This window comes from Variovorax boronicumulans NBRC 103145 (assembly GCF_001591345.1).
Lineage (GTDB): Bacteria > Pseudomonadota > Gammaproteobacteria > Burkholderiales > Burkholderiaceae_C > Variovorax > Variovorax boronicumulans.
This window is the reverse complement of record NZ_BCUS01000051.1, coordinates 1-14,113: the sequence shown is the minus strand read 5'-3', so window position 1 is coordinate 14,113 and position 14,113 is coordinate 1. Positions and strand designations below refer to the sequence as shown.

Annotated in this window: 12 protein-coding genes, 1 tRNA gene and 1 pseudogene; 11 read left to right on the top strand and 3 right to left on the bottom strand. The window is 68.2% G+C overall.

Annotated elements, in window-relative coordinates; translation table 11 throughout:
• Positions 1-26 precede the first annotated feature (26 nt).
• From VBO01S_RS16190 to rapZ, 3 genes are read left to right on the top strand one after another with little or no spacing between them, the layout of a single operon-like run.
• A complete protein-coding gene (locus tag VBO01S_RS16190) occupies positions 27-932 on the top strand; it encodes an NAD kinase (protein WP_062476290.1) in 906 nt (301 codons plus the stop codon).
• Between the two features lie 37 nt (positions 933-969).
• Complete coding sequence (recN, locus tag VBO01S_RS16185; protein ID WP_062476288.1) at positions 970-2,652, top strand: DNA repair protein RecN; 1,683 nt, start codon at positions 970-972, stop codon at positions 2,650-2,652.
• Positions 2,653-2,654: 2 nt separating this feature from the next.
• Positions 2,655-3,527: an RNase adapter RapZ gene (gene rapZ, locus VBO01S_RS16180; protein WP_062476353.1), complete on the top strand. Its 873-nt coding sequence runs from the start codon at positions 2,655-2,657 to the stop codon at positions 3,525-3,527.
• A 13-nt stretch (positions 3,528-3,540) separates the two neighbouring features.
• Here rapZ and mutY read toward each other — a convergent pair whose 3' ends face one another.
• The 3 genes from mutY to mutM all read right to left on the bottom strand — a co-directional run bounded on the left by mutY (position 3,541) and on the right by mutM (position 7,508).
• Positions 3,541-4,575 (bottom strand): A/G-specific adenine glycosylase, encoded by a 1,035-nt coding sequence (mutY, locus tag VBO01S_RS16175; RefSeq protein WP_174543670.1) that lies wholly within the window; start codon positions 4,573-4,575, stop codon positions 3,541-3,543.
• 40 nt (positions 4,576-4,615) lie between these two features.
• The gene (locus VBO01S_RS16170) at positions 4,616-6,589 is read right to left on the bottom strand and encodes a dynamin family protein (protein ID WP_062476283.1); all 1,974 of its coding nucleotides are present in this window, start codon (positions 6,587-6,589) and stop codon (positions 4,616-4,618) included.
• Between the two features lie 103 nt (positions 6,590-6,692).
• A complete protein-coding gene (gene mutM / locus VBO01S_RS16165; RefSeq protein WP_062476280.1) occupies positions 6,693-7,508 on the bottom strand; it encodes a bifunctional DNA-formamidopyrimidine glycosylase/DNA-(apurinic or apyrimidinic site) lyase in 816 nt (271 codons plus the stop codon).
• A 71-nt stretch (positions 7,509-7,579) separates the two neighbouring features.
• Here mutM and VBO01S_RS16160 point away from each other — a divergent pair, with 71 nt between their 5' ends.
• The 8 genes and pseudogenes from VBO01S_RS16160 to VBO01S_RS16125 all read left to right on the top strand — a co-directional run.
• Complete coding sequence (locus tag VBO01S_RS16160; RefSeq protein WP_062476350.1) at positions 7,580-9,436, top strand: tetratricopeptide repeat protein; 1,857 nt, start codon at positions 7,580-7,582, stop codon at positions 9,434-9,436.
• On the top strand, positions 9,437-9,982 hold the full coding sequence (locus VBO01S_RS16155) for a lipoprotein insertase outer membrane protein LolB (protein ID WP_157627377.1): 546 nt from the start codon (positions 9,437-9,439) through the stop codon (positions 9,980-9,982).
• Entirely contained in the window at positions 9,979-10,860 is an 882-nt protein-coding gene (gene ispE / locus VBO01S_RS16150) for a 4-(cytidine 5'-diphospho)-2-C-methyl-D-erythritol kinase (RefSeq protein ID WP_062476277.1), read from the top strand. The genes VBO01S_RS16155 and ispE overlap by 4 nt, the downstream gene beginning before the upstream one ends.
• A gap of 71 nt (positions 10,861-10,931) precedes the next feature.
• Positions 10,932-11,008 (top strand) — tRNA-Gln (locus tag VBO01S_RS16145).
• A gap of 143 nt (positions 11,009-11,151) precedes the next feature.
• Positions 11,152-12,126 (top strand): ribose-phosphate pyrophosphokinase, encoded by a 975-nt coding sequence (locus VBO01S_RS16140; RefSeq protein WP_062476346.1) that lies wholly within the window; start codon positions 11,152-11,154, stop codon positions 12,124-12,126.
• An 86-nt stretch (positions 12,127-12,212) separates the two neighbouring features.
• Complete coding sequence (locus tag VBO01S_RS16135) at positions 12,213-12,869, top strand: 50S ribosomal protein L25/general stress protein Ctc (RefSeq protein WP_062476274.1); 657 nt, start codon at positions 12,213-12,215, stop codon at positions 12,867-12,869.
• An 81-nt stretch (positions 12,870-12,950) separates the two neighbouring features.
• Positions 12,951-13,586, top strand: coding sequence for an aminoacyl-tRNA hydrolase (gene pth / locus VBO01S_RS16130; RefSeq protein ID WP_062476271.1), 636 nt, complete (start codon positions 12,951-12,953; stop codon positions 13,584-13,586).
• A gap of 200 nt (positions 13,587-13,786) precedes the next feature.
• A pseudogene (locus tag VBO01S_RS16125) lies at positions 13,787-14,113 on the top strand (hypothetical protein); the annotation flags it as partial.

Sequence of the window (14,113 nt, the reverse complement as noted above, 5' to 3'; positions counted from 1 at the left end):
GATTTTAGTGTTGTAATTTGTGAGCTATGACCTCACGCTTTCGTCACGTCGCCCTGATCGGCAAATACCAGGCTTCCGGCGCCCGGGCGCAAGCCGATGCGCGCGACGGCGTGATGGAGGGCATCGGCGCCTTCCTCGAATCGCAGGGTTGCACGGTGTTCGTGGAACGTTCGTCCTGCGAGGACACCGACGCGCCGCCGCACCCGCGCTACCAGGCGCTGTCGGTCGAGGAAATCGGCCAGCGCTGCGACCTCGGCCTCGTGGTCGGCGGTGACGGCACCATGCTCGGCATCGGCCGGCAGCTCGCGTGCTACGGCATCCCGCTCATCGGCATCAACCGCGGCCGGCTCGGCTTCATCACCGACATCCCGCTGGACAACTACCAGGCCACGCTGATCCCCATGCTGGCCGGCGAATACGAAGAAGACCACCGCAGCCTGATGCACGCGCAGGTGCTTCGCGACGAGGCCGTCGTGTTCGATGCACTCGCGATGAACGACGTGGTGGTCAACCGCGGCGCCACATCGGGCATGGTCGAGATGCGCGTGTCGGTGGGCCGCCATTTCGTGGCCAACCAGCGCGCCGACGGGCTGATCATCGCGTCGCCCACAGGCTCGACGGCCTATGCGCTGTCGGCCGGAGGGCCGCTGCTGCATCCGGCGGTGCCGGGCTGGGTGATGGTTCCGATCGCGCCGCACACGCTGTCGAACCGCCCCGTGCTGCTGCCCGACGCCGACGAGATCGTGATCGAGCTGGTGAGCGGTCGCGACGCCAGCGCCAATTTCGACATGCAGTCGCTTGCCTCGCTCGCCATCGGCGACCGCGTGGTGGTGCGTCGCTCCGACTTCCGGGTGCGCTTCCTGCACCCGCGCGGCTGGAGCTACTTCGACACGCTGCGGAAAAAACTCCATTGGAACGAAGGGGGCTCCTGAATGAAGGACCACGCCCCCAGCTTGAGGACGAACTGAGATGGCTTTGCGACGCATCGCACTGCGCGACTTCGTGATCGTGCGGTCCCTTGAACTCGACCTGTCCGCCGGCTTCACGGTGCTGACCGGGGAAACCGGCGCCGGCAAGTCCATCCTGATCGACGCGCTGCAGCTGGCGCTGGGCAACCGCGCCGACGCCGGTGCCGTGCGCGAAGGCGCCGAGCGGCTCGACGTGAGCGCCGAGTTCGACGCCGACCCGGCCCTGGCCGGCTGGCTCGACGAAGGCGGCTTCGAGGCGGGCGATGGCCTGCTGCTGCGCCGCACGGTCGACCTGCAGGGACGCAGCCGCGGCTGGATCAACGGCAGCCCCGCCACCGCCACGCAGCTGCGCGAACTCGGCGATCGCCTGCTCGACATCCACGGCCAGCACGCTTGGCAGAGCCTGACCCGCCCCGAGGCCGTGCGCGGCCTGCTCGACGCCTACGCGGGCGCGCGCACCGACGCGCTCGACGCCGCCTGGCAGAGCTGGCGCCAGGCGCTCTCGGCGCTCGAGCACGCACGCTCGGCGCAAGACTCGCTGCAACGCGAGCGCGAGCGGCTGCAGTGGCAGATTTCCGAAGTCGCCAAGCTGGCGCCGGGCGCCGACGAATGGGACGAGCTCTCGGCCCACCATTCACGCATCTCGAACGCGCAGGCGCTCATCGACGCCGCACAGGGCGCGAGCCAGGCGCTCGAAGACGACGACAACGGCGCCCTCGCCGCCCTCTCGCGTGCCGCGACGCTGCTGCAGAACTGCGAGCACATCGAGCCCGAGTTCCGCACGCTGGGCGAGGTGCTGGCCTCCTGCGTGGCGCAGGCCTCGGACGCGGCCCACTCGCTGCACGGCTACCTGCGCGACACCGACACCGATCCCAAGACCCTCGCCGAACTCGACGAGCGCATGGGCCTGTGGATGTCGCTCGCGCGCCGCTACAAGCGCACGCCGGCCGAGCTGCCCGCGCTGCTGGCCGGCTGGCAGGCCGAGCTGCAGGCGCTCGACGCGCAAAGCGACCTCGAAGGTCTGGAGCGCGCCGAGCAGAACACCCAGCAGGCCTACATGAAGGAAGCCAAGGCGCTCGGCAAGATCCGCAAGCAGGCGGCACCGCGCCTGGCCCAGGCCGTCACGCAGGCGATGCAGGGCCTGGGCATGCAAGGCGGGCGTTTCGACGTCGAACTGCAGCCGCTGGCACAGCCCGGCCGCGCCGGCCTCGAAGAAATCTCGTTCCTGGTGGCCGGCCACGCCGGCAGCACGCCGCGCGCCATCGGCAAGGTGGCCTCGGGCGGCGAACTCTCGCGCATCGCACTGGCCATCGCCGTGACGACCAGCGAACTGGGCGCCGCGCAGACGCTGATCTTCGACGAGGTCGATGCAGGCGTCGGCGGCGCCGTCGCCGAGACCGTGGGCCGCCTCATGAAGCAGCTCGGCCGCGACCGTCAGGTGCTCGCCGTGACCCATCTTCCCCAAGTGGCGGCCTGCGCCGACCACCACCTCGTGGTCGCCAAGCGCCAGACGACAGCGGCCGGCACGGACGGCCCGCGCACCGAAAGCGGCGTGTCGCGCCTCGCCGCCGACGACCGCGCGCGCGAAATCGCCCGCATGCTGGGCGGTGAAAAGGTGTCGGCCACCTCGCTGGCCCACGCGCGCGAAATGCTGGGCCACAAGACGCCGGCGACCGCCCCATGAACATGAATCTCGACCTCGTCCTCATCACCGGCATGTCGGGCTCCGGCAAGTCGGTGGCGCTGCACGCGCTGGAAGACGCCGGCTACTACTGCGTCGACAACCTGCCGCCCGAACTGCTCACGGCCTTCATCGCCCTGCAGCACGAGCAGCAGGCCACGCGCGTGGCGATCGCGATGGACGTGCGCAGCGGCGTATCGCTGCCGATCGTGCCGCAACAGCTCGAGGCACTGCGCGCCGACGGCGTCTCGCTGCGCTCGCTGTTCCTCGACGCGACCACCGATGCGCTCCTGCGCCGCTATTCGGAAACGCGCCGACGCCACCCGCTCTCGCGCCAGGAAAGCCGCACCGACGTGCCCGAGCAGCACCGCGTGCTGGTGCAGGCCATCGAACTCGAACGCGAGCTGCTGGCCGACCTGCGCGACGGTGCCGACGTGATCGACACCAGCCTCATCCGCCCCGCGCAGCTCCAGAGCTACATCAAGGGGCTGATCTCGGCGCCGCAGAACGCGCTGACGCTGGTGTTCGAATCGTTCGCCTTCAAGCGCGGCGTGCCGCTCGATGCCGACTATGTGTTCGACGTGCGCATGCTGCCCAACCCGCACTACGTGCCGGCGCTGCGCGCACTCACGGGGCGCGACGAGCCGGTGATCGAATGGCTGCGCGAGCACGACGACGTGGCGCGCATGTTCGACGACATCGAGCAGTTCCTGACGCACTGGCTCGACGCGCTGGCGCGTGACCACCGCAGCTACGTGACGGTGGCCATCGGCTGCACGGGCGGGCAGCACCGGTCGGTGTTCCTGGTCGAGCAACTGGCACGCGCCTTCGGTGCCCGCTGGGGGGCGCTCAAGCGCCACCGCGAACTCGACGCCTGAGGGCGGAGGCCGTTCAGGCCTCGGCGGTTTCCAGCAGCTTGCGCATCGGGGCGGGAAGCCCCAGCCGGCTCCACTCCTGCGCCTCGACCCAGCGCGCGCCCTCGCCTTGCGGCTGGACGCCCTGGAGCAGCACGGGGTGCAGGTGCAGGTCCTTGTGGGTCAGCACGTGCACGAAGGGTGGCAGTTCCTGCGTGTCGTGCGCCGCGCCCGACGGCAGGGCCGCGAGCAGGTCGTCGTGGCTGTCGAACACCGGCAGGCAATGCAGCCCCGCCCAGATGCCCTTGGCGGGCCGCTTCTCCAGCCACACGCGCCCTTGGGCATCGCGCGCCAGCAGCACCCACAGCGACTGGGCGCTGCGCTTGAGCTTGCGCGTCTTCACCGGGTAGCGCTCGGGCGCGCCCTGGCGCAGGGCCACGCAGCTGGCGTTCACCGGGCAGATCATGCAGCTGGGCTTGCGCGGCAGGCAGACCGTGGCGCCCAGGTCCATCAGGCCCTGTGTGTAGTGCGCCACCGCCTCGCGCTGGCCGTCCGGCGGCAGCAGCTGCGTGGCGAGGTCCCACAGCGCGCGCTCCTGCGCTGCCGACGACATGTCGCCGTCGAAGCCGAGCACGCGCGTCAGCACGCGCTTCACGTTGCCGTCGAGGATGGCCACGCGCTCGCCGAAACAGAAGGCCGCAATCGCGGCCGCCGTGGAGCGCCCGATGCCGGGCAGGGTCACGAGTTCGGCGGCGGTGTGCGGAAAGGCGCCGCCGAAGCGCGCGACCACCTCCTGCGCGCAGCGGTGCATGTTGCGCGCGCGGCTGTAGTAGCCCAGGCCGCTCCACAGGCCGAACACCTCGTCCTCGGTGCCGGCGGCCAGCGCCGCCACGTCGGGGAAGCGCTCGAGAAAGCGCGCGAAGTAGCCCAGCACGGTCGTGACCTGGGTCTGCTGGAGCATCACCTCCGAGAGCCAGACGCGGTACGGATCGCGCGTGTTCTGCCACGGCAGTTCGCTGCGACCGTGGCTGCGCTGCCAGCGCACGATCTGTGCGGCGAAATCGGGGGGCAGCGACACGGAAGTGGAAACAGCCGCCCGCGCGGCGTTGCGCTCAGGCCGCACGCAGTTGCTCGCCCGCGATGGCGGCAGCCGCGACAGGCGGCTGGCTGCCGTGCTGCACGATCAGCGAGGTGAACTCGTGCAGCCGCTCCTGCAGCGCGGCCAGGTGGCTTTCTTGCGCGGCGATCTCGGCCAGCCGGTCGTCGAGGCTGCCCGCGGCGTTCTGGATGCGCTCGATCGCCTCGATGCGCTTGCTGAAGTTGCGGCGGCGCTCCTTGAGCTGCGCATCGATCTGCGCGCTCGCGCCCTTGCTCCAGCGCTCGACCTCGGTCATGGCGGCTTCGTTGACGAGCCGCAGCCGGCTGGCCAGCGCGCGCACCAGCTTGTCGCAGAAGTCGGCCTGCGCGAGCTTGATCAGGTTGCCCACGCCCAGGTAGTGGATGTGGCTGCGCTCGATCTGGCCCAGCTCCTGCTCGAAGCCGCTGAGGTCGGGCTCGGCCGGCGCCTGCAGCGTGAAGCCCTGCTCGGCGTTGAGCTGGCGGAAGGTGGCGTGCAGCATCGACTGGATCTCGGCCGTCGTCGCCTGCACTTCGCGCAGGTTGTTGCGCAGCGCATCGAAGGTCTCGCCGTACACCTTGCGCACGTTGAACTTGACGCCGGGGCGCTTGAGCGCCGCGGCCAGCTTGACCATGTCGGCCTTGAGCGCCGTGCGCCCGAGCACAGCGTAGACCTCGCGCAGCAGCTTGCCCTGCACCGAGCGCAGCGCCAGGATGCGGGTGTTGCTGCCCTCGAATTCAGCATGTTCCTGGTCGATGCGCGCACGCATATGGCGGATCACCGACACGTTCTTGCCGCGCAGGCCCTGCAGCTCCAGCGCCTGTTCCGACAGGTCGCGCTGGCGCACCTTCAGCAGGCGCTCGGCCTCGGTGCGCAGCGCGGTCATGCCGGCATCGACCGCCAGTCGCAGCATGGTCTCGCGCTTGCCGAGCACGCCTTCGCCGAGCAGCGCCTCGAGGGCCGGCAGCCGGCTGGCGTCGAGCAGGGCCGCGTCGTGGCCGATCTTGGCCTGCAGGCCCTTCTGCGCGGACACCGGCAGCACCTGCGCCAGCGGCACTTCGAGCAGCCGGGCCGCGCCTTCGCGCTGGCGTTCGATCTGTTGCGCGATCTGCGCCGGGGTGCTCAGCGTGTCCCACAGCGTGTCGATCTTGTTGAGCACCACGAAGCGCGTGTCGTGGCTGTCGTCGCCGGTGATCAGGTGCTCGCGCCAGATCGACAGGTCGGAGCGGGTCACGCCGGTTTCAGCGCCCAGGATGAAGACCACGGCATGCGCCTGCGGGATCAGGCTCACGGTGAGTTCGGGCTCGGCGCCGATCGCGTTCAGGCCGGGCGTGTCGAGAATCACGAGGCCCTGCTCGAGCAGCGGGTGCGGCATGTTGAGCACCGCATGGCGCCAGCGCGGAATCTCGACGCGGCCTTCGGCGTCCTGCACCGGGTTGTCGTCGGGCGTCTCAGGGTTCCAGAAGCCGAGCGCGCGGGCTTCGTCCTTGCTCACCCATCGGACTTCGGCCACCTTGCCCATGGCCCGGGCCAATTGCTCGGCGTCACCCACCTCGATGGGCAGCTCGGTCCAACGCGTGGGCCGCTCGCGCCAGTGGGCGAGCGAATGCGGTTCCAGGCGGGTTTCGATGGGCAGCAGGCGCAGCTTGGGCGCCAGGGCGGCGTCGTAACCCAGCTCGGTCGGGCACATCGTGGTGCGCCCGGCGCTGGCCGGCATGATCCGTCGACCGTAGCCGGCGAAGAAAATCGCGTTGATCAGTTCCGACTTGCCGCGCGAGAACTCGGCCACGAAGGCCACCATGACCTTGCTGGTGCGGATCTGGTCTTCGAGTGCGCGCAGCCGTTCGGCCACGGCCTGGTCGAGCAGCTCGTTGTCGGTCAGCCAACGGGACAGCCACTGAAGGCGGCGTGCGAAGTTGCTCCGCCAGGCGCCGTGCTGATCGAGCTGTTGGTTGAAAGAGCGGCTCAAGGGGAAGATGTAAGTAAGAATTTACAAATATAACATCGCCACATGGCGAACGGGGTACCAACAGGAGTTTGCCCCGAAGCAGCCGCCACGGGGCCCACCGTCCCTAGGATTTCTGGCAATGGGGGCAGTAATAAGTAGAGCGCTGCCCCTGTTTCAGCTGCCGGATCGGCGTGCCGCACACACGGCACGGCTCGCCCGTGCGCCCGTAGACGGTCGCTTCGAGCTGGAAGTAGCCGCTTTGCCCATCCACGTTCGAGAAGTCGCGCAAGGTGCTGCCGCCCTTCTCCACCGCCCGCGCCAGGATGTCGCGCACCGCCGCATGCAGCTTCGCGGCGCGCGGCCGGCTGATGCGCGCCGCCGACAGGGTCGGGCGGATACCGGCGATGAACAGCGCCTCCGACGCGTAGATGTTGCCCACGCCCACCACCACGTCGCCCGCGAGCAGCACCTGCTTGATGGCCGTGCGGCGTTTCTTCAGTCCAGCATGGAAGGCGTCGAGGTCGAAGGCATCGCCCAGCGGCTCCATGCCCAGCCCGCCGAGCAGCTTCAGCGCCCAGGGCGCCTCTTCGTCGTCCACGTAGACCACCGCGCCGAAGCGGCGCGGGTCGTTCAGCCGCAGGGTCCCGAGTTCGGTGACCAGATCGAAGTGGTCGTGCACGCCGGGCTCCGGCAGGTGGATGTCGAAGCGCAGGCTGCCCGACATGCCCAGGTGCAGCAGCAGCAGCCCGCGGTCCAGGTCGATGAGCAGGTACTTGCCGCGGCGGCGCACCTCGCGCACGCGGCGTCCGACCAGCGCCTGCGGCACCACCATCAGCGCCCAGCGCAGCGGCTTGCCGATGCGCACGGACTCGATGCGCGCGCCGGCGATGCGATCGGCAAAGCCGCGCCGGGTGACTTCGACTTCGGGTAGTTCAGGCATGAAAAGTAAAACTCCGGCAGCGACGAAGCCCCATGCGGCGCTCGTTCAAATGGCTGGATTATTATGGTCAGATGAACCCATCGCCCCGCCGTCACCGCCTTGCGGCGGCCGCGTCTCTCGTGCTGCTTGCCTACACAACGCACGCACAGTCTCTCGAACCCACCGCCGCCGGCAACCCGCCTCCCGTCATCGAGCGCACGGCGCCGCCGAAGCCACCGGTGCGCCCCCGGACGACCCCTGCGGCCACCAAGCCGGCCGCCGAAGCCGCGCAGCCGTCGGCGCTGACGGCCGACCTGTTCTATGAAATTCTCATGGGCGAGATCACCGCCCGCTCCGGCGACCCCGGCTCCGGCTATTCGCTCGTGCTCGACGCGGCCCGACGCCTGCGCGACGGCAAGCTGTTCCAGCGCGCGGTCGAAATCGCGCTGCAGTCGCGCTCCGGCGACGCCGCGATCTCCGCGGCGCGCGCCTGGCAGGAAGCCTTGCCCAATTCGCGCGATGCCCGGCGCATCGAGCTGCAGATCCTGATCGCGCTGAACCGCATCAGCGAAACCGTCGAACCGCTGCGCGCCGAAGTGGCCGCCACCTCGCAGATCGAACGGCCCCTGCTGATGGCGGTGATCGCGCGCACCTACGGCCGCGCCGCCGACAAGAAGCTGGCCGCCTCGGTGGTCGAGCAGGCACTGGTCGACGAACTCAAGAGCCCCACGACCGGCGGACTGGCCTGGGCCACCGTGGGCCGGCTGCGCCTGAACGCTGGCGACCCCTCGGGGGCGCTGGACGCCGCGCGCAAGGGGCAGGCCATCGACCCGTCGTCCGAGGCACCCTCGGCGCTGGCACTCGAGCTCATCGACCCGGGCCAGCCGCTGGCCGAGCCGATCGTCACGCGCTACCTCGCCAACAACCCCAAGGCCTCGCCCGACCTGCGCATCGCGTACGCACGCACGCTGGTCGAGAACCGCCGCTTCGGCGACGCCAGCACGCAGCTGCAGACCCTGACCGCCGCGCGCCCCGAGCTGGCGGAGCCCTGGCTGCTGCTCGGCAGCCTGCAGATGCAGGCCCGACAGGAAGCGGCGGCCGAAACCTCGCTCAAGCGCTACGTCGACCTGATGACGGCACCAGGCCAGAGCCAGGACGCCGGCGACGTCGCCGACCGCAAGCGCGGGCTGACGCAGGCGTATCTCGTGCTCTCGCAGCTGGCCGAGCGGCGCAAGGATTTCCAGGCGGCCGACCGCTGGATCACGCGCATCGACAGCTCTGACAACCAAAGCGCCATCCAGGGCCGCCGCGCCAGCCTGCTCGCGAAGCAGGGCAAGCTGCCCCAGGCCCGCGAGCTGCTGCGCGCGCTGCCCGAGCGCACGGCGGAGGAACGCAAGCAGAAACTGCTGGCCGAAACCCAGCTGCTGCGCGAAGCCAAGCAATACCAGGCCGCCTACGACCTGCTGGCCCAGGCCTCGGCCGCCGCGCCGGACGACGGCGACCTCGTCTACGACCAGGCCATGATGGCCGAGAAGCTCAACCGCCTGGACGACATGGAGCGGCTGCTGCGCCGCCTGATGACGCTCAAGCCCGAGAGCCAGAACGCGTACAACGCGCTGGGCTACTCCTTTGCCGATCGCAAGATCCGGCTCGACGAGGCCCGCACGCTCATCCAGAAGGCAGTGCAGCTCGCGCCCGAAGACCCGTTCATTGCCGACAGCCTGGGCTGGGTCGAGTTCCGGCTCGGCAACACGGCGGAGGCGATCCGCATCCTCGAGGCAGCCTACAAGACGCGGCCCGACCCCGAGATCGGCGCGCATTTCGGCGAAGTCCTGTGGTCGGTCGGCCAGAAGGACCGCGCGGTCGCGATCTGGAAAGAATCGCTGCTGACGGACGCCGAAAACGAGACGCTGCAGGAAACCCTCAAGCGCCTGCGCGTCAAACCCTGAATGGCATCGATCACGCACACGGCTCCCGCGCGAGGCGATGGGTCCTTCACCCGCCGCGCGGCGCTCGGCGCGGGCGGCGGTGCACTGCTGCTGTGGCTCGCGGGCTGCGCCCAGCTCTCGGGCGGCACCGCTGCCGCGCCCGGACGTTCGGCCAGCTGGAGCGGGCGCATGTCGCTGCGCATCGACAGCGAACCGGTCCAGACCTTTGCCGCACTGTTCGAGCTGCGCGGCTCGGCCGAAACCGGCGACCTGACGCTGACCACGCCCATCGGCAGCACGCTGGCCCAGTTGCACTGGGCGCCGGGTGAAGCCCTGCTGAAGAACGGCAGCGAGACCCGCCGTTACGACTCCGTCGACGCACTGATCGAAGCCGCCACCGGCGCCGCCATTCCGGTGGGCGCCCTGTTCGGCTGGCTCGACGGCCGCGCCGACCCCGTGCCCGGCTGGCGCGCCGACCTGGGCCAGCTGTCGAACGGCCGCCTGCAAGCCACCCGCGAATCCCCGGCGCCCCGGGCAGACCTGCGCATCGTGTTCGAACGCTCATGAAGGCGATCTACGACCTTCCCGCGCCGGCCAAGCTGAACCTGTTCCTGCACATCACCGGGCGGCGCGACGACGGCTACCACCTGCTGCAGTCGGTCTTCATGCTGATCGACTGGTGCGACACGCTGCACGTCGAGCTGCGCCACGATGGTCAGCTCAGCCGCGAAGACCTCACCACGCCGCTGCCGGCCGACGACCTCGTGCTGCGCGCCGCCCGCGCGCTGCAGGCGCACGCCGCGCCGGGCCAGGGCGCGCACATCGGCATTGCCAAGCATGTGCCGGCGCAGGCGGGCATGGGCGGCGGGTCGTCGGACGCGGCCACCTGCCTGCTCGCGCTCAACCGCCTCTGGAACCTGAACCTGCCGCTGTCGCGCCTGGCGCAGATCGGGCTGAAGCTGGGTGCGGATGTGCCTTTCTTCCTCGGCGGACGCAACGCCTGGGTCGAGGGCATCGGCGAGGAAATCACCCCCGTGAACCTGCCGCCGGCACGCTTCGTGGTGGCCAAGCCACCCGTGGGACTCGATACCCGATTAATTTTTTCTGCGGATGATTTGGAACGGGCAACTCCTGTTGCTATAATCTCAGGCTTTGCTGCAGATAGCGAACAGCTAGAAGCCACAAACCTCGGCAACGGGGTTTACGACTTCGGTCACAACGACCTGCAGCCGGTTGCCCAACGGCTTTGCCCCGCAGTCACCGACGCCATCGAATGGCTCGGACTGCAAGGATTGAAGGCCCGGATGACCGGCTCCGGAAGTTCGGTGTTCGCGAAGATGCCGCAATTGCCGCAGGAAGCGGAACTGCTCGAAGCCCCCCGGGGATGGCAGGTTCGACAATGCGACAATCTGGCAGTTCATCCACTCTGGGGATGGGCAGCCTGAAGAGATAATCGGAACGCTCTGCGGTTCGATGCGACATATATCGGTGGGTGGTGCAAACCATCAACCTGTGTAGGGGAGTCGCCAAGCTGGTTAAGGCACTGGATTTTGATTCCAGCATGCAAAGGTTCGAATCCTTTCTCCCCTGCCAAATCTCTCAAACTGCGGCCTGATGGCCGCAGTGCTTCTTTTGCAGTCCACCGGCTGCAATAATCGGCGGCCCACACAGGCCGCCACGACTCGAAACCTTTGGCGGCTTTCCCGCAAGCCCATTTGCACTGCCCGGACGCGCTCATGCAGGCCAATCACCCTGACTTTTTGGTTTTCACCGGCAACGCCAATCCCGGCCTTGCTGCAGAAATCGCGCACAACCTCGGCACCTCGCTGGGCGCCGCACGCGTCGGTCGCTTCTCCGACGGCGAAGTCACCGTCGAGATCAACCAGAACGTTCGTGCCCGTGACGTGTTCGTGGTGCAGTCGACCTGCGCGCCGACCAACGAAAACCTGATGGAACTGCTGATCATGGTCGACGCGCTCAAGCGCGCCTCGGCCGAGCGGATCAGTGCCGTGATTCCCTATTTCGGCTACGCCCGCCAGGACCGCCGCCCGCGTTCGAGCCGCGTGCCGATCTCGGCCAAGGTGGTCGCCAACCTGCTGGAAACCGTGGGCGTCGAGCGCGTGCTCACCATGGACCTGCACGCCGACCAGATCCAGGGCTTCTTCGACATTCCGGTCGACAACATCTACGCCTCGCCCGTGCTGCTGGGCGACCTGCGCCAGAAGAACTACGAAGACCTGATCGTGGTCTCGCCCGACGTCGGCGGCGTGGTGCGCGCCCGTGCGCTGGCCAAGCAACTGAACTGCGACCTCGCCATCATCGACAAGCGCCGCCCGAAGGCCAACGTCAGCGAAGTCATGAACGTGATCGGCGAGATCGACGGCCGCAACTGCGTGATCATGGACGACATGATCGACACGGCCGGCACGCTGGTCAAAGCGGCCGAAGTGCTGAAGGAACGCGGCGCCAAGAGCGTGTACGCCTACTGCACGCACCCGATCTTCTCGGGCCCGGCCATCGAACGCCTCTCCAAGGGCACCGCCCTGGACGAAGTGGTCGTCACCAACACCATCCCTCTTTCCGACGCGGCCGTCGCGTGCGGAAAGATCCGCCAGCTCTCCGTGGCACCGCTGATCGCCGAAACGATCCAGCGCATTGCCAAGGGCGAGTCGGTGATGAGTTTGTTCTCGGACCAGGACAACCTGTTCTGAGCTGAGAGCGAAAAAGCAGGCCTCCTTCGGAGGCCTTTTTGAACCGGAGTCGCACTGGTCGCGGTGGACTCTCACAGGAGCTAGATATGAAATTCGTCGCTTATGAGCGCGCAAAGCAGGGCACGGGTGCGAGCCGCCGTCTCCGCATCACGGGCAAGACCCCGGGCATCGTCTACGGTGGTGACACCCAGCCGCAACTGATCGAAATCGATCACAACGCGCTGTGGCACGCCCTGAAGAAGGAAGCCTTCCACTCGTCGATCCTCGAAATGGACCTCGCCGGCGCCGTCACCAAGGTGCTGCTGCGCGACGTGCAATACCACCCGTTCCGTCAGCTGGTGCAACACATCGACTTCCAACGCGTCGATGCCAAGACCCGCATGAACATGAAGGTGCCGCTTCACTTCAAGGGTGAAGAAGAGTCCGACGCTGTCAAGCTGGATCACAACCTCGTGAACCACGTGATGACCGAGCTGGAAATCAACTGCCTGCCGAGCGATCTGCCTGAATTCATCGAGATCGATCTCTCGGGCCTGAAGAAGAACGCCACGCTGCACGTCAACGACATCAAGCTGCCCAAGGGCGTGAAGTTCGTGAGCCACGGCAAGACCAACCCCGTCATCGTGTCGGCCGTGCCGCCGCTGGTCTCGGAAGAGCCGGCACCTGCCGCCGAAGGCGCTGCTGCCGAAGGCGCTGCTGCTGCCGCTGGCAAGCCCGCCGCCAAGACGGCCAAGAAGAAGTAATCCTCTTTCTTTCCGTCCGCGAACAGAAGGCCCGCCTCGTGCGGGCCTTTTGCTTTGGGGGGCGGCGAGATAATTCCCGCCATGATCAAGCTGTTTGTCGGCCTCGGAAACCCGGGCCCTGAGTACGAAGCCACGCGCCACAACGCCGGCTTCTGGTGGATCGACGCCCTCGCGCGCGACTGGAAGCTCAACCTCGTGCCCGAGCGCGGTTACCACGGCCTTGCGGCACGCGCGAACATCGGCGGCCAGAGCATCTGGCTGCTGGAGCCGCAGACCTTCATGAACCTGTCGGGCAAGTCGGTGGGCGCACTGGCGCGCTTCTTCAAGATCGCCCCCGAGGAAATCCTCGTGGTGCACGACGAGCTCGACGTGGTGCCCGGCCAGGCCAAGCTCAAGTTCGGCGGCAGCCACGCGGGCCACAACGGCCTGCGCGACATCCACGCCCAGCTCGGCACCGGCGACTACTGGCGCCTGCGCCTGGGCATCGGCCATCCCGGCGTGAAGTCGGAGGTCGTCAACTGGGTGCTCAAGAAGCCACTCAAGGAGCAGCGCGAAGCGATCGAAGACGCCATCGTGCGCACCCTGCATGCCGCCCCCGCGCTGGTGGCCGGCGAGATGGAAAAAGCCACGCTGATGATTCACACGAGCAAACCGCCGCGGCCCAAGCCGCCGAGGCGGGAGCCCGGCGACGGAGGCACGACGCCTGCCGCCACCTAGCCGGCCACGGGAGTGCAGGGAGGGAGAGCAAACAAAAAATGAGAAAAAGAAGAACGACGACGAAGAACAAGGAGACCGCAGGCACAGCGGCAATCGCTATATTTTCAATAGCAATGTCCGTCGCCTCCATGGGCGCCTCAGCCCAGACCTGGCGATGCGGCAACACCTACTCCGACCAGCCGTGCGAAGGCGGGCGGACCGTGAAGGTGGACGACCGGCGCAGCGATGCGGACCGCAAGGCGTCGGAAGACGCCACGCGCCGCAACGAACGCAGCGCGGGTCGGCTGGCACGCCACCGAGAGTCGCAGGAGCGGGAGGCGCTCGGCCGGCGCAATCCAACGACCTTCGATGCGGGGCGCTTCGCCTCAGGCGCACAACCGCTCACGCCCGCCGAACAGGCCGTCCAGGCCCGTCAGCGCAAGCACACGGCCGAGCCCCGCCCGACGAGCGCGCGCTTCAACAGTCCTTCGACCGGCGACGAGGCGCCGAAGGACACAGGCAAGAAGAAAACGAAGAAAAAACCCGGC